Genomic DNA, 17907 nt, shown 5'->3' with positions numbered 1-17907 from the left:
TTTATTTTCAACTCTAGATACAAAAAAAGCCTCATCATTGTGAGGCTTTTAACATGCAAAACTGATAATTTAATAAATAAAATCAGAATTTTAGATTGTGCTTACCATGAGAAACTTTTGCTTTTAGGTAGCTTTCATTACCATCTTTAATATGTGCAGAGGTATTGACAACCTCAACAATCTCGATGCCGTATTCTGCTAATTCACGGATTTTCTTAGGGTTGTTGGTCACAAGGCGAATTTTACTTACACCTAATGCTTCGAGCATTTGCGCTGCTTCAGTGAAATCACGCAGGTCATCATCAAAACCCAAATGGTTGTTTGCTTCATAGGTGTTCATACCTTGGCTTTGCAAACGGTACGCATCAATCTTGTTGTATAGACCAATACCACGACCTTCCTGACGTAGGTATAAAATAATACCGCCAGATTCGCCCATGCGTTGAATGGTTTCTTCTAATTGCTCACCGCAATCACAACGGGATGAGTGAAAAACATCACCAGTAAGACATTCTGAATGCATACGCACCAAAGGCGTTTCTTGCGTTTGATCCGCTTGCCTAAAGATAACTGCCACATGCTCTTTATCTGTCTTCAGGCCACGAAAAGACAAGATTTCAGCATCGATATTACTTTTAGCCCCGACTTTAAAATCTACTCTGGCACGTACTTCCGCCATATCTATACTCACTCGATTTATTGCTTGATGCGCTTGATGCGTTTTCGTTATTGCATTCATGGGATTCACTCATTGCTCTTCAACTATGGGGATTGATACCGCATTTTTCAATATAGAGATCACAATTGAGAGCAGTTATCCCCTAAAGACAGCCAAAGAGAACAACTCCCCGCGCTGACGAATTGTTATAGTATAACAATTTTGAAAAACTACAATAAAAAACCCCAGACAAATTTTGTCTGGGGTTGATAATGAGTTGCATGTAGGGGTGATGATTTAATGTGTTTGGCTACGTTTCCAAACCGTAAGCTCTATCCATACCGCTTCGAGTTCTTGAATTTCTTCTTCGGTTAATACGGCAAGAGACGATGTAACTTGAGGCAGTTTCGAGGTTTGCAATGCACGAATCTGCGAATAAAAGTCTTTTTTTAACTGTAATATAACTGAATCCACTGCGTGCACCTACTTAGTTCTTTTATTACTTCTCCAGCTCAAATCGTTGATTTTCTTTATACTGGAATCTTCATAAATTCGGAAAAATGATAACATTCTGTTTGTTATCTGCACGATTTATTTCCCATAGTGGAATAGTGGTCACATTATTGACGCTTTATCATTTTGATCGAAAATAGGATAAAAAAGATCAAAAGTAATAGAGGAAAGATCCACAACGCCGCTGTCGAATAATTAAATGGTGGCTGATACAAAACGATATTCCCATATCTCTGAACCAAATAATCTTTTACCTCTTGATCCGTGCTTCCTTCGTTTACCATCGAGTACACTTTCAATCTTAAATCTTTAGCGGCTTGTGCATTAGATTCAACAAGGTTTTGGTTTTGACATTGCGGGCATCGTAAAGCCTTGGCTAATGCATTTGCTCTTTGTTGCAGTTCAACGGAATGAAATTCAAACAGATCAACATGCTGCGTAATTTGCTCTGCTTTGACCCAAGAAGAACACAAACAAAACAAAACAATAATGAAGTAAGCATATTTAAAGTGAGACATTAAAATACCCTGAAAATAATGAGTTCCATTTGTCTATTGTTAACTTACCTCTATATTTGATCAAAACATTGCCATTTTGATCAATCAAGTAAGTTTCAGGTGTTCCTATTACACCAAGTTCAACCGCCAGTTGCCCATTAGGATCGGATATAACTTCGGTATATGGATTGTGTGAAGAGCTCAAATAGCGTTTAGCCGCGCTCTCTTTATCTCGATAGTTAAGACCAACGATGGGCACACCTTGTCGAGCTAAGTTGAGCAAATCATCATGTTCTTGTTTACAAACCCCACACCAAGACGCCCAAACATTCAATAGCACATAACCTTGATTTTCTAGTACTGCATCGGTGATTCGATTGCCTGAAATGAGTGAGTAAGCGGTAAAATCCGGGATAGATAACACACGATTTTGTTGTATTTCTACGTTTGGTCTATCGGATAATGCCAATGTCGCGGTGACAAAAAAAATCGCAACTAGCAATATGAGAACGATCAGTTTAAGCGTATTTTTCGATCTCATTACCTTTTCCCCTTAGATTCATCATACTCCCCAAAGCACTTATTACGATTAAAGCGCCACCAAACCATATCCACCATATGCCCGCGCGATATTGCACTTTAATTGCGTAGGCGCTGTTGTCGAGCTTGTCACCCAAAGTGATGTAGTAGTCTCCATGCCATAGTGATCGAATAGCGGGCTCGGTCATATTCATCACGCGTACAGGGTAATGCCGTTTCTCGGGTTGAAAGTTCAACGCCTTACCGCTCTCCAAATAAAGATCAACACTTCCCTGTTCTGCGGTGTAGTTCGGCCCAACTAACCATTCAATTCCATGATAATCAACGGTGATACCCGCTTTTTGATACGAGCTACCAGGCTCTGCCCGTAAGTTGTATTCATACGAATAGTCACTATTAAATACTGCCCCGCTTGCACCCAACGCAAAGCCAACATGAGCAAGAAACATAGGCATTAATTTGCTCTTGTTTTCTGCACAAAACAGCAATAGCACATGAGAAACCACTACCCACGTCGCTAATACCAGAGTAATCAAAGTCGTTATATGAAGCTCTTTAGTAGCAAAAACGAAAATAGCGCTAACCGCAATAACATGAATACCGACAAACCCAATGGTTTTAACGGCATGAGGACTGGCTCCTTTCGTCCACTTCAACACGGGCATAAAGGCGAGAAAGGTCAGAGCAAGTAATGTAAGAGGAAAAACGAGGCTGTTAAAGTAAGGTGCCCCAACGGATATATTACCCAAGCCAAGCAGTTGATAAAGCATTGGGTAAAAGGTACCGAGGAAAACAATCGCCATACAAACAACGAGAAGTCCAATAGCGATGTATACCATGTAGGCACGACTTATTAACGAATCGAGCGTAAAACGAGGAATATGTAGCCCTCGCATAATGAGCACACCAAAGGTGACAATCACCAAAATGCTGAGAACAGCAAGAAGTACTACACCTTTGGTTGGATCAACCGCAAACGCGTGTACTGAGGTTAATACACCCGATCTCACCACAAATGTGCCGAGAATACTCAAACTGAACGTCGCAAAAGCCAATGCGTAGGTGCTCCAAATTGCTCCTTTATTACGCTTCGACAACACACCACTATGCAGTAGTGCGGTACCCATTAACCAAGGCAGCAAAGACGCGTTTTCTACCGGGTCCCAAAACCACCACCCGCCCCAACCTAATTCATTGTATGCCCACCAAGCACCGATCAAAATTCCAATTGTTAGCGTACCCCAAGCAAAGAAAGCGGCACTACGGGCAACACCATACCATTCATTTATAGGTCGCTTCGCTAATAACGCAGCTAAAGCGAACGCCAGTATCGCGGCATAACCAACGTAACCCAAATACAACAGCGGTGGATGAATAATAAGCCCGATATCTTGCAACATCGGATTGAGATCTCGTCCCTCCAACGCTAGTGTCTGAGCATACTCAAAAGGATTGGACGTGGTGAGGGTAAACCAAGCGAAAATAGCAATAAGTAAGTTCATGATACCCAAGCAATCGCCTGTATATTGAGTGCAAACTGGCGACTTGATAGCAATAAAAGACGCCCATAAGCTCAACGTAACCACCCAAAACAACATAGACCCTTGATGGCCGCCCCAAGCAGCTGCAATCTTAAACGCGATAGGTAACTGGCTGTTCGAGTGTGTAACCACATACTCAAGCGCAAAATTATCCTGAATAAAACAGACTATCAAAAGCGCCAAACAAACTAAGGAGGCTAAGCTGATAATATGAGACGTTGCGGTTTGGTGTGGCAACACTCCCTTCTTACTCAGCGTAAAGCAAACCCAATGCAGCAGCGTCGCACATGTCGATGCGACAGCCACCAATATCAACAAAAAGAAACCGAGCTCAGCCTCCATTTTGCCTCCTTACACGATGGTCATTTGACCGGCATAGAGAATGAAAGTACGTAGCATGAGTACACCAACCAAGCTCAACGTTGTGACCACAAAAACGTAGCTGCCTTTGTGACGCACTTCTGAAGGCGTCAACCAATTAAGAATCAAAGGCGTTATCATGCCGATGAGCACCACCCCAACCCAGAACCACTGAGCCCAGAACCCACTCGAAATTGCGTTCCAAGCCGCGACTTCGTTCTGACCACCGCTGAAGATCAGTCCAGTAAAGAAGGTCACTAAGACAAACAACTCAAACAATACTACTGGGCGTTCAAATCCGTGCACCCAAGACACACTTGGGCTGCTGGTCGACTCTTTAAACACCAAGATGCCGAACATCAAGCATGCTGCTGCGCCAGATGACAGACTAGAGAACAGGAACAAGATTGGCAGTACTGGATTGTTTAGCATTGGGTAAGTCTTCAACGCAGACAATAGAAAGCCAGTGTATGCCGCAAGCACGATGGCTAAGAATCCCAAAAACAATTCAATTGCGTTGTTGGCTTTCCCCGCCTTAATCAAAATGCCATCAGCAAAATCCAGCAGTTTGCTTGGTAACTTCCCTTCACAGAAGCTGATGATTTGATGGCGGAAGATAACGCCGATCCAAACAAATAGCACTAGCATGTACACTTGGAACAAGATCACGCCCATCGACATCACGGAAGTCGGGTTGTAGTAAATCATGATCTTCCAAAACTCAAGCGGTTTAGTTAAGTGGAAAATCAAAATCACTAAGCCTGAAATAATGCCAAATGGCGCTAGCCAAGCCATTGCTTTTATAATGCCATTGTTTGCGGGATCACCTTCAATCACTTTGCGTTTTAAATAGATAGAAATCATCACCGCACCTGCTGACATCCCAGCGAGGAATAAGTAAATCGCAATAATCCAATCCCAGACTAACGAGTCAAAGTGGAATGCACTTTCGAAGCCGTTCATGATGACACCTCCCCTTTGCTATGCGGAATTTTGTACAGTTTAGGCTGCGTACCTAAATGCGATTTATCGCGATAGACAACATGGCTTTCAATGGCTTTGCTCACCTCACTAGTTGGGTCATTCAAATCACCAAAAATGAGAGCTTTTGTTGGGCAAGATTCCACGCAAGCTGGCTGCTTACCTTGCGCTAGGTTGGTATCACGGCAGAAGTTACATTTATCCGCAGAGTGATCGACTGGATTAAAGAAACGCACTTGGTAAGGGCAAGCGGCAAGGCAATAACTACATCCGACACATTTCTCTTTGTGCACATCCACGATGCCTGTCGCTTCATCTTTGTATGCAGCACCTGTTGGACAAACGTACACACATGGTGGGTTGTCACAATGCTGACAGGATTCGCGAGTAAACTGGTATTCCACATCTGGGAATTCGCCAATCGGTTCACTGCGATGAATTTTAAGTCGCGTCACGCCTTCAGGGACTTTATTTACTTCGCGACAAGCATCAGTACAGGCGGTACAGCCAATACAGGCATTTTCATCATGAACCATACCCATGCGTTTCGCTTGTTCACTGTTGCTGGCATAAAGAGAGGAGCTAACAACGGAAGTGCCCGCAACGCCTGTAGTTAAAATCAACGCACCGCTGCTAGCTAAAAAGTTTCTTCTCGAACATTTCATGCTATCTCTCCTCTTCTTTGGCAAGTTCAGGTTCGACGGCAAATTCAGAGTGACAATCCACACACTGCTTAATCAGCTGTTTTCTGTCATAAGACAAAGCTTTGGTTTTTGCGGCATGAACATCATGACAGTTTGAACAAGTGAGATTCTTGGCGTGCACATCGTGCGTCCAATGCTTTTCTCTTAACTTAAGTGGCGCGTGACAATCCACACACTGGCTATTAGCTTTGAGAATCAAGCTTGGGTCAAGGGACACTTTGTCGTGCACCGCTTTCGATTGCGCAGCAGAAAACTTAATCACATCGGGTGCACCTTCACGGTGATCAGGGCCGATGTTGCTGTGACAGTTAGTGCAATTGAGCTGCTTACCTTGACTCAATAACGCTTGCGAATCATGCGATAGATTCAGAGTATCTTTAGCATCCTTATGACATTGAAGACATTTATAGTCTCGGTCACGGATCAACTCGACTTGATGACGCTCAGCTTGAGCACCTTCAACTGGCTCTGAAGAAGTCGCATGGGCGGCGGTGAAAAAACCATAGATGGCAAAGATGAAGAGAAATTTCAGCATTGTCTCTATGGTCAATTTTATATTGCCCATATTTTTCTTTCCTTAGCTCGAGAATAATTGATAACTCTTATCAACTATTATTTGAGCAACAATTAATTTCCTCTGAAGATATTTTTACACCTTCAAATGACATCAATTCTTATTTTGGAAAGCCACAACGCTAAACCTGTATTTATAATACCTCTATAATTCCTAAGAGGTAGAATCACATGTTCAAAAAGCGACCTTAATCACCTTATTTTTAGAATGGTTATACCCATAACACGCTGTGATTAAAGGGGATTACAACATACCACTTTAGGGGTATATGAACTTAAACATGATTAAGATCACTAGCATAAATTGATCTAAAACAAGGCCAATTTCGGTCACTATTTCATCTGTTCAATTCACTATTAATATTAACGATAGATCTCCGATTCTTATTTGGAATAGCTCCTCACAACGCTGCTAATAAAAACGAATATGGAGATAACACCGTGAGCATAAAACACTGGATGAGCGCACCTATCGCGGTTGCGACCTTATTCGCCAGCCAATTATTTTTGGTTGGTGCTCCTTTGGCGGCAGAGGATACTGGTCTCATAGAGCCTCGCAATGATACCTTTGAACAAAACCATCCTGACCAATATCACTCTTGGAAAGCCACATCGGAAAGCGAGCATATTGAAGATGCCTTAAGTGAAGACCCAAACATGGTGATCTTGTGGGCTGGTTATGGTTTTGCTAAAGACTACAACAAAGCGCGCGGTCACTTTTACGCGCTTGATGATGTGAGGCAAACCCTCAGAACTGGCGCACCAGCAGACGAAAACTCCGGGCCAATGCCGATGGCTTGTTGGAGTTGTAAAAGCCCAGATGTCGCCCGCGTAATTGAAGAGCGCGGTGAAGACGGCTATTTTGAAGGTAAATGGGCGCGCTTGGGCTCAGAAATCGTCAACCCTATCGGTTGTTCCGACTGTCACAATACGGGTTCTGAAGCCTTCAAGAAAGGCGAACCCGCACTGGCACTGACTCGCCCATACGTCGAGCGTGCTTTTGACACCATCGGCAAAAATTTTGACCAACAATCTCGCTTAGATAAACAAGCGTCAGTCTGCGCTCAATGTCATGTCGAGTACTACTTCACAGGTCCGACTAAAGCAGTCAAATTCCCATGGGACATGGGGACCAACGTCGCTGATATGGAGAAATACTACGACGCGTTGAACTTTAAAGATTGGACGCACGCCGTTTCTAAAGCACCAATGCTTAAGGCGCAACATCCAGGTTTCGAAACTTGGAGAGCGGGTATTCATGGCAAAAACAAAGTGGTGTGTGTGGACTGTCACATGCCTAAAGTAACCAAAGAAGACGGTACGGTATACACCGACCACAAAGTGGGTAACCCGTTTGATCGTTTTGAAGACACCTGTGCGCAATGCCATACTCAAACCAAAGAGCAGCTACAAGGCATCGTTTCGACTCGCAAAGCGCAAGTACTAAACATGAAGCTAACCGCCGAGAAGCAAATTGTGGCAGCGCACTTTGAAGCTGGTGCAGCATGGGAAGCAGGGGCAACAGAAGAAGAGATGCAACCTATCCTACAAGATATTCGCCATGCACAATGGCGTTGGGACTACGCGATTGCTTCTCACGGTGTTCACATGCATGCTCCTGAGGTAGCACTTGAAGTACTCGGTACCGCAGTTGATCGCGCTGCTGACGCTCGTACTAAGTTAGTTCGTTTACTGGCAACAAAAGGTATTACTGACCCAGTTCAAATTCCAGATATCTCGACCAAAGCAAAAGCGCAACAAGCACTAGGTATGGATATGGAAAAGATGAACGCAGACAAGAAACACTTCCTAGAAACGGTGGCACCAGAATGGGATAAAGCAGCTGCTGAGCGCGAAGCAACGTACTGATCAGTATCGATTACACTAGGTTAAATGGATAAAACGAAGGGCGCACGTTGCGCCCTTTTTGTTTGATAGAAGGCAGAGGAAAACAGATTAGCGACGAGGAAGTCTCGGCCTAGGCTGAATATGTGGACGTGTTTTAGGCACCTGCACATTTGGGCGTGTAACTGGGCGCTGGATCTTCGTTTCCGGCAATGCTTTTCTTTGTTGAAGCTTTTCTGCCACGGCTTTGTCTTGTAAAGCCGTAGACTCGATGCGCTCGGGGCGGTTCTCCCACTTGGTTTGAATCTCCTGCTTTTGCTCGTCAGGCAGCGATTGCCAATGATCGTCAAGCTGTCGCTTCATGCTATCGATATTGGCGGACATATCATCGTTTTTCCAATCTTCGACTCTGTCTTTGATGGATTGCTGTTGCTCTTCATCCAAGCCATTCCACCACTCTTCTAGTTTCTCTTTGTATTCATCGTCGTTGTCGCAACAACCCGGATAGTAATAAATCCAGTAGTCATCATGATCGTACCACCAAGGGTCGTAATAACCGGAAGAGTAATAAACCGTAGATGAGGTGCCAGAATGTTCGGAAGAGCTACAACCCACTAACACGGAGCCGCACAGCACCATCAATATTCCGAACGCTTTATTCTTCATTCGTCCCCCACCTTTCTTCTATTACTTATTAGAGTCTACGCCTACAACAGCTCTTTCGCTTTATTGATCGAGTTAATAATTTGTACTCGATCCAAGCTTGGATCGTTCGAGTCGAGTAATAGCACCCAAGTATCAATGGCTTCCTGAAAGCGGAATGACAGAAAATGATCATTGGCGATCAACGACAAAGCCGCTTCATTATACGGTTCTATCTGCAAAGCTTGTTCTAGAAGCAAACTGACTTCTTGCGTCATTGATTGCTGGTGAATGTAGTATAAGGTCGTCGCTTTCGCAGCAAGTTGCGTGGCACCGACTGGCTCAGTCAGTTGGATGGCGTAATCAAAACAAATCAGCGCGCCATCCAGTTCTCCCTCTAGCAGGTAGCCCTGCCCTAGCTGAAACCACAATTCGGCATTGTTTGGGTCTTCACGCAATTGGTCTTGAATTTCCTGCATGATATCGCGAGCAGTCATCATTCGAGAGACTTCAGCTTGAATAGGTTGTGGAGGAGATTGACGCAACAATAAGAAGCTAGCGCTGGTTAACACTAGTACCAAAGCACAAAAACCGAACCATTGTGCCGCTCTTACTCTTGAAGCGCTGAGCGATAATACGACGACGAATAATCCCATCAAAGTGATGGCAATGAAAAACCAAACAGACATAACGCGCTCCCTAGACAAACTGAGTATTAGTGTACTGGTTTAATGCTTGTATTGCGTTGATACAGGTACAAAAAAGCCGAGCAACTGAGGCTCGGCTTTTTACATTAGAATAGTAACGAAAGATTACTCTTCGTTACCTTCCTCTGCATCATCAGCGGCTGGCGCTTCTGGAGTATCTTGCTGCGTATTTTCGTCTGTTGACTCTAACGCTTCTGCTTCTTCACCAGCAGGCAGCTCTTCGTCATCAACTTCTTCAATACGTTGCAAACCAACAACAGATTCGTCTTCCGCAGTACGGATAAGCGTTACACCTTGCGTGTTACGACCAACCTGGCTAACTTCACCCACACGAGTACGTACTAGTGTACCAGCGTCGGTGATCATCATCATTTCATCACCTTCAACAACCTGGATAGCACCAACTACCGGGCCGTTTCGCTCAGAAACTTTGATAGAAACGACACCTTGAGTGCCACGACCTTTTGTCGGGTACTCACTCAGCGCTGTACGTTTACCGTAACCGTTTTCTGTAACTGTTAGGATGTCGCCTTCGTGCGAAGGAACGATAAGTGATACAACTTGGTCATTTTCAGCCAGTTTCATACCACGAACACCAGAGGCGGTACGACCCATAGGACGAACACCTTTAAACTTGATCTCTGGCTGACCATTCTCATCAAGAACTGGCTTACCATTTTCGTCAAGTACTGGAATTTCTTCTGCTTCTTTAAAGCGAACCACTTTACCCGCTTTAGAGAACAGCATGATTTCGTTTTCGCCGTTAGTGATATCCACACCGATTAACGAATCGTCTTCACGTAGGTTTACCGCAATCAGACCATTTGAACGAACATTTGCAAATTGGTTCAACGGCGTTTTCTTAACCGTACCGTCACCTGTTGCCATGAAGATGAATTTGTCTTCAGAGAATTCATCAACACGCAGAATCGCGGTAATGCGCTCACCTTCTTCTAGTGGAAGGATGTTCACAATTGGCTTACCACGAGCAGTGCGGCTCGCTAGAGGCAATTGGTAAACTTTCAGACGGTATGTTTTACCGCGAGTAGAGAAACACAAGATATTATCGTGGGTATTCGCCACTAGAAGACGCTCAATGTGGTCTTCATCTTTCATCTTGGTCGCACTCTTACCTTTACCACCACGGCGCTGTGACTCGTAGTCGCTCAGTACTTGGTACTTAACGTAACCACCGTGCGATAGAGTAACCACAACGTCTTCACGTGCGATCAGCTCTTCCATGTCGATATCATGGCTCGCAGCTGTGATTTCTGTACGACGAGCATCACCAAAGCCGTCACGAACCGCTTCAAGTTCTTCGCGGATCACTTCCATCAAACGCTCAGTGCTTGCAAGGATATGCATGAGTTCAGCGATTTCTTCTAGAAGTGTTTTGTATTCGCCAAGAATCTTCTCGTGTTCTAGACCTGTTAGTTTATGTAAACGTAGATCTAGAATTGCTTGTGCTTGTTGCTCAGTCAGGAAGTACTGACCATCGCGGATACCATATTGAGGCTCTAGCCACTCAGGGCGTGCTGCATCAGTACCTGCACGCTCTAGCATTGCTGAAACGTTGCCTAAATCCCAACCACGAGCAATAAGACCCGCTTTTGCTTCAGCCGGTGTTGGCGCCTTACGGATAAGCTCAATGATTTCATCAATGTTGGCAAGCGCTAGCGCTAAACCTTCAAGGATGTGGGCACGTTCACGCGCTTTACGTAGTTCGAAAATAGTACGACGAGTCACAACTTCACGACGGTGATCAACGAAGCACTTCAACATATCTTTCAGGTTGAATAGCTGTGGTTGGCCATTGTTTAGGGCCACCATGTTGATACCGAAAGTGGTTTGCAACTGAGTCTGAGCGTATAGGTTGTTTAGAACCACTTCGCCCACAGCGTCGCGCTTACATTCAATAACAATACGCATACCATCTTTATCTGACTCGTCGCGCAGTGCACTGATGCCTTCAACTTTCTTATCTTTAACTAGCTCAGCGATCTTTTCGATCAAGCGAGCTTTGTTTACCTGGTATGGGATCTCAGTGACGATGATGGTTTCTTTACCATTCTTCTCCACTTCGATGTCCGCTTTCGAACGCATGTAGATTTTGCCGCGACCTGTTTTGTACGCGTCTACAATGCCTTTACGACCGCTGATCAGCGCCGCCGTTGGGAAATCAGGACCAGGAATGTAATCCATTAGTTCATCAATAGTGATTTCTTCATTATTGATGTATGCAAGACAGCCATCGATCACTTCGCCAAGGTTATGAGGCGGGATGTTGGTTGCCATACCTACTGCGATACCAGAAGCACCGTTAACCAATAGGTTTGGAATTTTAGTTGGAAGAACCGCTGGGATCTGCTCAGTACCGTCGTAGTTTGGTACGTAGTCTACGGTTTCTTTGTCTAGGTCAGCCAATAGTTCATGGGCAATTTTTGCCATTCGAACTTCGGTGTAACGCATTGCCGCAGCAGAGTCGCCATCGATCGAGCCAAAGTTACCTTGACCATCGACCAGCATGTAACGAAGCGAGAACGGCTGAGCCATACGTACGATTGTGTCGTACACAGCACTATCACCGTGTGGGTGATATTTACCGATTACGTCGCCGACAACACGGGCTGATTTTTTATATGGTTTGTTCCAATCGTTGCCTAGTACGTTCATCGCGAATAAAACGCGGCGGTGTACTGGTTTTAGGCCATCACGCACATCTGGAAGAGCACGACCCACGATGACTGACATCGCATAGTCTAGATATGAACCTCTAAGCTCATCTTCAATGTTTACGGGCGTGATCTCTTTAGCTAAATCGCTCATAGAGCCATTATCCCTCTATTATCTGATCGTAATTACGATACGTGTAAGGTGCAAAAATATAACACACAATTCATCACTTCGGCATCACTTTCCCTCTCCTTTTATCAGGTTGTGAGCTTGGTTATGAATCAAATGTCGAGAATTTGCACACTCATCCCATATCTTTCTGATTAGTGGTTATATTTCGGTCAATATTGAGCAAAATCGGACTCTTTACGCGGAAAAGCGAGGTAAATTCCTTTAACCACACAACGCGAAAATGCAGGTTTTAGAGTATTGTCACTGGCACTAGTTCAAGGATGAACCAAAAACATGCAAGCCCTTTCAAAGTTACAGGAGCCTGTTGTTGCCGCACCAGTGAACTCTGTCATTGTCCCTTCACTAAGCACGTCGAGGTTGTTTGGTTATAAAACGTTGGAGTATACTGACGCCCTCTAAAGGACTCAGATTGAATGCAATAAAACCAATTATGACTAAAGCACAAAACGTCGACCCAAGTGAAATTAAGAAATTCGAGGACATGGCTTCTCGATGGTGGGATTTAGAAGGCGAGTTTAAGCCACTTCATCAAATTAACCCCCTTCGTTTGAACTATGTACTTGAAAAAGCAAATGGCTTGTTTGGCAAGCGCACACTTGATGTCGGCTGTGGTGGTGGCATTCTTGCTGAAAGCATGGCGAAAGAAGGCGCTATTGTGACTGGACTTGATATGGGCAAAGAACCTTTAGAAGTCGCGCGACTCCACGCACTAGAAACCGGTACTCAACTGACCTACATTCAGAGCACAATAGAAGACCACGCTATAGAAAACGCAGGAACTTACGATGTTGTGACTTGTATGGAGATGCTTGAACACGTTCCAGATCCTCTCTCCGTTATCCGCTCTTGTGCTGCGCTAGTCAAACCCGGTGGTCACGTGTTTTTCTCAACCTTGAACCGAAACATCAAGTCATACTTGTTTGCTATTGTCGGTGCAGAGAAGCTTCTTAAGATTGTTCCTGAGGGGACTCACGAGCACGAGAAGTTTATCAAGCCTGCCGAAATGATGAAGATGATAGACCAAACAGACCTAACGGAAATGGGCATTACGGGCCTGCATTACAACCCTCTTAATGACAGTTACAAACTCGGCCGTAATGTAGATGTAAACTACATCGTTCATACTAAAAAATACTGAACGCCGTTATGTTAAAAAATGCGTTTTGTGATTGACATTTTTTGTAGAAAATGAATCGAAAGCGGTAGCACAAAGTTGCCGCTTTTTTTGTCTTTTTATGCCTAAAATTCGTGCTCTAGATTCCATTTTAACCAACCTATTTTTCGTAGATAAAAACGGCCAAAGATCAAGGAAAATATTTTTGCATGCGGTTATTTCTAAACCGATCTCAAAACCGTGCTTTTAACCATTCAAGTCTGCCCTTTTCTCATCGGTTAGTGTTCACTTACTGATTTTTTTCATTTTGTCAGTTATCCACAAGTCATCCCCGATCTGTACCTTGATAAATCAGTGTAATAGCACTATCTTGTAACCCGCAAACAAATGAACCCCTATATGTTGTGTTTAAGCGACAATATATAGATAGACTTTGATCACAAAGCCGCCGCAAGCTTTACTCATATTGCACATAAACAAACAAAAATACGGCTTTTATCAGTTTTCTTAGGGAAATAAAGCAGAATGAACCAACAACTTACCGTCACCAAGCGTGATGGCCGTAAAGAAAGTATCGATCTGGATAAAATCCACCGCGTTATCACTTGGGCTGCAGAAGGTCTAGATAATGTTTCGGTTTCTCAAGTAGAACTTCGCGCTCACATCCAGTTTTACGACGGCATCACAACGACAGATATTCACGAGACAATCATCAAGTCTGCGGCAGACCTGATCTCTGAAGAGACTCCGGATTACCAATACCTAGCTGCTCGCCTAGCGGTATTCCATCTGCGTAAAAAAGCGTATGGCCAATACGAGCCACCAACGCTTTATGATCACGTGTCTCGCCTCGTCGATATGGGTAAGTACGATCAACATATTCTAGAAGACTACACAAAAGCAGAACTCGACGAACTTGATGCGTACATCGACCATAAACGCGACCTAAACTTCTCATACGCGGCAGTTAAGCAGCTAGAGGGCAAGTACTTCGTACAAAACCGTGTAACGGGCCAAATTTACGAAAGTGCTCAGTTCTTATATATCCTTGTAGCAGCGTGCCTATTTGCGAAATATCCAAAAGCAACGCGTCTTGATTACATCAAGCGTTTCTACGATGCGACATCGACATTTAAGATTTCTCTACCTACGCCAATTATGTCTGGCGTACGTACCCCTACTCGCCAGTTCAGCTCATGTGTTCTGATCGAGTGTGGCGACAGTCTTGATTCTATCAACGCAACAGCAAGCTCGATTGTTCGTTACGTATCTCAGCGCGCTGGTATTGGTATCAACGCTGGTCGTATCCGTGCATTAGGCTCAGAGATTCGCGGTGGTGAAGCGTTCCACACTGGCTGTATCCCGTTCTACAAATACTTCCAAACCGCAGTCAAATGTTGTTCGCAAGGTGGTGTTCGTGGTGGCGCAGCGACTGTATTCTACCCAATGTGGCACGGCGAAGCTCGCTCCCTAATGGTGCTTAAAAACAACCGTGGTGTTGAAGAGAACCGTGTTCGTCACATGGACTACGGTGTACAGCTGAACAAACTGATGTACCAACGTTTGGTTGAGGGTGGCAACATCACACTATTCTCACCTTCAGACGTACCAGGTCTATACGACGCATTCTTCGAAAACCAAGAAGAGTTTGAGCGTCTATACGTGAAGTACGAGAACGATCCTTCAATCAAGAAAGAAACGGTTAAAGCGATTGAAATGTTCACTCTGCTAATGCAAGAGCGTGCATCAACAGGCCGTATCTACATTCAGAACGTGGACCACTGTAATACTCACAGCCCATTCGATTCTGAAGTAGCGCCAGTTCGTCAATCGAACCTATGTCTAGAAATCGCACTACCAACGAAGCCATTAACTAACGTTGAAGATGACTCGGGAGAGATCGCACTATGTACGCTTTCTGCCTTCAACCTTGGTGCTATCAAGTCTCTAGATGATTTCGAAGAGCTATCTGATCTTGTTGTTCGTGCGCTAGATGCACTACTTGATTACCAAGATTACCCTCTACCAGCGGCATACAAATCGACGATGAACCGTCGTACGCTAGGTGTTGGTGTGATCAACTTCGCTTATTACTTAGCGAAACATGGCGTGAAATACTCTGACGGTAGCGCAAATGGCCTGACTCACCGTACGTTCGAAGCAATGCAGTACTACCTACTAAAAGCATCGGTAGAACTGGCAAAAGAGCAAGGCAAGTGTCCTTCATTCGACGAAACGAACTACGCGAAAGGCTTACTGCCGATTGATACATACAAGAAAGATATCGACCTAATTTGTGACGAAGCGCTGCACTACGACTGGGACAGCCTACGTAAAGAAATTATGGAGCACGGCCTACGTAACTCAACACTGACTGCGCTAATGCCATCTGAGACTTCTTCTCAGATTTCAAACGCTACTAACGGTATTGAGCCACCACGTGGTTATGTTTCAGTAAAAGCTTCGAAAGACGGTATTCTGAAGCAAGTTGTACCTGAGTTCACTGAACTTAAAGACAACTATGAACTGCTTTGGAACATCGGTTCGAACGACGGTTACCTACATCTTGTGGGTATTATGCAGAAGTTTGTTGACCAAGCTATCTCTGCTAATACTAACTACGATCCGTCACGTTACGAGACTGGCAAGGTACCAATGAAGAAACTACTTCAAGACCTGCTAACAGCGTACAAGTTTGGTGTGAAAACGCTTTACTACCATAACACTCGTGATGGCGCAAAAGATGAACAGAAAGACGCTGTTCAACCACAAGATGACGATTGTGCTGGCGGCGGTTGTAAGATTTAATCTACCCGCACCTAACACTCCGTAAAGACAGACTATCGATAACCTCCCCTTATGGGGAGGTTTAAAAGGAATTGAGGCATTATGGCTTACAGTACTTTTAACCAAAAAAAGAATGACCAATTGAAGGAACCAATGTTCCTAGGTCAATCAGTAAACGTTGCACGCTACGACCAACAAAAGTTTGAGATTTTCGAAAAGCTTATCGAGAAACAACTTTCTTTCTTCTGGCGTCCAGAAGAAGTAGACGTATCTAGCGACCGTATCGATTACAACAAACTGCCAGATCACGAGAAGCACATCTTCATCTCTAACTTGAAGTACCAAACGCTTCTAGACTCTATCCAAGGTCGTAGCCCTAACGTGGCACTGCTGCCGCTTGTATCTCTGCCGGAACTAGAGACTTGGATTGAGACTTGGTCTTTCTCTGAAACGATTCACTCTCGTTCTTACACGCACATTATTCGTAACATCGTGAACGACCCTGCTGTGGTATTTGATGATATCGTTGAGAACGAGCACATCCTGAAGCGTGCAAAAGACATCGCGCACTACTACGACGATTTGATTCAAGCGACAAATGATTACCATCGCTACGGTGAAGGTGAGCATGTCCTTAACGGTGAAACGGTTAAGGTTAGTCTGTACGATCTGAAGAAGAAACTGTACATCTGTCTGATGTCTGTTAACGCACTAGAAGCCATCCGTTTCTACGTTAGTTTCGCATGTTCATTCGCTTTCGCTGAGCGTGAGCTAATGGAAGGTAACGCGAAAATCATTAAGCTGATTGCACGTGATGAAGCGCTTCACCTGAACGGTACGCAACACATGATCAACTTGCTACGTAACGGTCAGGATGATTTCACTTTCATGCAAATCGCAGAAGAAGCAAAACAAGACTGTTTTGACCTATTCAAAGAAGCGGCTGAGCAAGAAAAAGAGTGGGCAGAGTATCTATTCAAAGATGGCTCTATGATCGGTCTAAACAAAGACATCCTAAGCCAATATGTTGAATACATCACCAACATCCGTATGCAAGCAGTAGGTCTACCTGCAGCTTATCCAGAAGCAACAACCAACCCAATCCCATGGATTAACGCTTGGTTGTCTTCAGATAACGTTCAAGTTGCACCTCAAGAAGCGGAGATTTCTTCTTACCTTGTGGGTCAAATTGACAATGAAGTTCGCGCAGACGACTTCGAAGGATTCGAGCTGTAATGGCAACACTCAAAATCAACAAACTCATCAGTATTGAATCCAACCCTTCCAATACAATTTTGGAAACAATGGAGCAAGCTGGCTTACTACCAGAATACAACTGTCGTGATGGGCACTGTGGCGCTTGTCGCTGCAAGTTGGAATCTGGTGAAGTGGAGTATGTTGGTTTTGCCATGGCTTACACGCAAAGTGATGAGATATTACCTTGTATTTGTAAAGCAAAATCGGATTTGTCACTCAGTGGCGTTAACTACGCGATGAAAGAAAAGCAGCGCGCATAACGTGACTCGACGGTATAAAACGCAAAAGCCAAGGTGATTACCTTGGCTTTTTTGTATCTACGT

Annotated in this window: 16 protein-coding genes; 5 read left to right on the top strand and 11 right to left on the bottom strand. The window is 44.3% G+C overall.

Annotated elements, in window-relative coordinates; translation table 11 throughout:
- Positions 1-82: 82 nt before the first annotated feature.
- The 8 genes from ribA to nrfB all read right to left on the bottom strand — a co-directional run bounded on the left by ribA (position 83) and on the right by nrfB (position 6359).
- Positions 83-739: a GTP cyclohydrolase II gene (ribA, locus tag OO778_RS06310; protein WP_005394759.1), complete on the bottom strand. Its 657-nt coding sequence runs from the start codon at positions 737-739 to the stop codon at positions 83-85.
- Between the two features lie 216 nt (positions 740-955).
- Positions 956-1132 (bottom strand): hypothetical protein, encoded by a 177-nt coding sequence (locus OO778_RS06305; protein WP_005394761.1) that lies wholly within the window; start codon positions 1130-1132, stop codon positions 956-958.
- A gap of 146 nt (positions 1133-1278) precedes the next feature.
- On the bottom strand, positions 1279-1689 hold the full coding sequence (gene nrfF, locus OO778_RS06300) for a heme lyase NrfEFG subunit NrfF (RefSeq protein ID WP_256899498.1): 411 nt from the start codon (positions 1687-1689) through the stop codon (positions 1279-1281).
- Positions 1676-2209 (bottom strand): DsbE family thiol:disulfide interchange protein, encoded by a 534-nt coding sequence (locus OO778_RS06295; protein WP_264911054.1) that lies wholly within the window; start codon positions 2207-2209, stop codon positions 1676-1678. The genes nrfF and OO778_RS06295 overlap by 14 nt, the downstream gene beginning before the upstream one ends.
- Complete coding sequence (nrfE, locus tag OO778_RS06290) at positions 2187-4091, bottom strand: heme lyase NrfEFG subunit NrfE (RefSeq protein WP_264911053.1); 1905 nt, start codon at positions 4089-4091, stop codon at positions 2187-2189. Before nrfE ends, OO778_RS06295 begins: the two co-directional genes overlap by 23 nt.
- Before the next feature lie 9 nt (positions 4092-4100).
- Positions 4101-5072 (bottom strand): cytochrome c nitrite reductase subunit NrfD, encoded by a 972-nt coding sequence (gene nrfD / locus OO778_RS06285; protein WP_264911052.1) that lies wholly within the window; start codon positions 5070-5072, stop codon positions 4101-4103.
- Positions 5069-5755 (bottom strand): cytochrome c nitrite reductase Fe-S protein, encoded by a 687-nt coding sequence (gene nrfC, locus OO778_RS06280; protein WP_264911051.1) that lies wholly within the window; start codon positions 5753-5755, stop codon positions 5069-5071. Before nrfC ends, nrfD begins: the two co-directional genes overlap by 4 nt.
- A gap of 1 nt (position 5756) precedes the next feature.
- On the bottom strand, positions 5757-6359 hold the full coding sequence (gene nrfB / locus OO778_RS06275; protein ID WP_012841633.1) for a cytochrome c nitrite reductase pentaheme subunit: 603 nt from the start codon (positions 6357-6359) through the stop codon (positions 5757-5759).
- Positions 6360-6808: 449 nt separating this feature from the next.
- On the opposite strand from nrfB, the gene nrfA reads away from it, so the two are divergent.
- On the top strand, positions 6809-8236 hold the full coding sequence (gene nrfA / locus OO778_RS06270) for an ammonia-forming nitrite reductase cytochrome c552 subunit (RefSeq protein ID WP_005394777.1): 1428 nt from the start codon (positions 6809-6811) through the stop codon (positions 8234-8236).
- Positions 8237-8323: 87 nt separating this feature from the next.
- On the opposite strand, the gene OO778_RS06265 is transcribed toward nrfA, so the two are convergent.
- The 3 genes from OO778_RS06265 to gyrA form a co-directional block, all read right to left on the bottom strand.
- Positions 8324-8878 carry a hypothetical protein gene (locus tag OO778_RS06265; protein ID WP_264911050.1) on the bottom strand — a complete coding sequence of 185 codons (555 nt, stop codon included), beginning with the start codon at positions 8876-8878 and terminating at the stop codon, positions 8324-8326.
- Positions 8879-8919: 41 nt separating this feature from the next.
- Positions 8920-9543, bottom strand: coding sequence for a hypothetical protein (locus OO778_RS06260; protein ID WP_258685201.1), 624 nt, complete (start codon positions 9541-9543; stop codon positions 8920-8922).
- 123 nt (positions 9544-9666) lie between these two features.
- On the bottom strand, positions 9667-12387 hold the full coding sequence (gene gyrA / locus OO778_RS06255; RefSeq protein WP_005394780.1) for a DNA topoisomerase (ATP-hydrolyzing) subunit A: 2721 nt from the start codon (positions 12385-12387) through the stop codon (positions 9667-9669).
- A 469-nt stretch (positions 12388-12856) separates the two neighbouring features.
- Between gyrA and ubiG the strand changes: the two genes are divergently transcribed.
- From ubiG to yfaE, 4 genes are all read left to right on the top strand, one after another.
- Entirely contained in the window at positions 12857-13564 is a 708-nt protein-coding gene (gene ubiG, locus OO778_RS06250; protein WP_074191519.1) for a bifunctional 2-polyprenyl-6-hydroxyphenol methylase/3-demethylubiquinol 3-O-methyltransferase UbiG, read from the top strand.
- A 501-nt stretch (positions 13565-14065) separates the two neighbouring features.
- On the top strand, positions 14066-16348 hold the full coding sequence (gene nrdA / locus OO778_RS06245; RefSeq protein WP_005394788.1) for a class 1a ribonucleoside-diphosphate reductase subunit alpha: 2283 nt from the start codon (positions 14066-14068) through the stop codon (positions 16346-16348).
- Positions 16349-16429: 81 nt separating this feature from the next.
- A complete protein-coding gene (gene nrdB, locus OO778_RS06240) occupies positions 16430-17563 on the top strand; it encodes a class Ia ribonucleoside-diphosphate reductase subunit beta (protein ID WP_005376818.1) in 1134 nt (377 codons plus the stop codon).
- Positions 17563-17844 carry a class I ribonucleotide reductase maintenance protein YfaE gene (gene yfaE, locus OO778_RS06235; RefSeq protein ID WP_005376817.1) on the top strand — a complete coding sequence of 94 codons (282 nt, stop codon included), beginning with the start codon at positions 17563-17565 and terminating at the stop codon, positions 17842-17844. The genes nrdB and yfaE overlap by 1 nt, the downstream gene beginning before the upstream one ends.
- Positions 17845-17907: the final 63 nt, after the last annotated feature.

Origin of the sequence: Vibrio sp. STUT-A16, from assembly GCF_026000495.1 — a bacterium.
Lineage (GTDB): Bacteria > Pseudomonadota > Gammaproteobacteria > Enterobacterales > Vibrionaceae > Vibrio > Vibrio diabolicus.
Note: the sequence above shows the minus strand (reverse complement) of the source record. Positions and strands in the feature narration are given on the sequence as shown.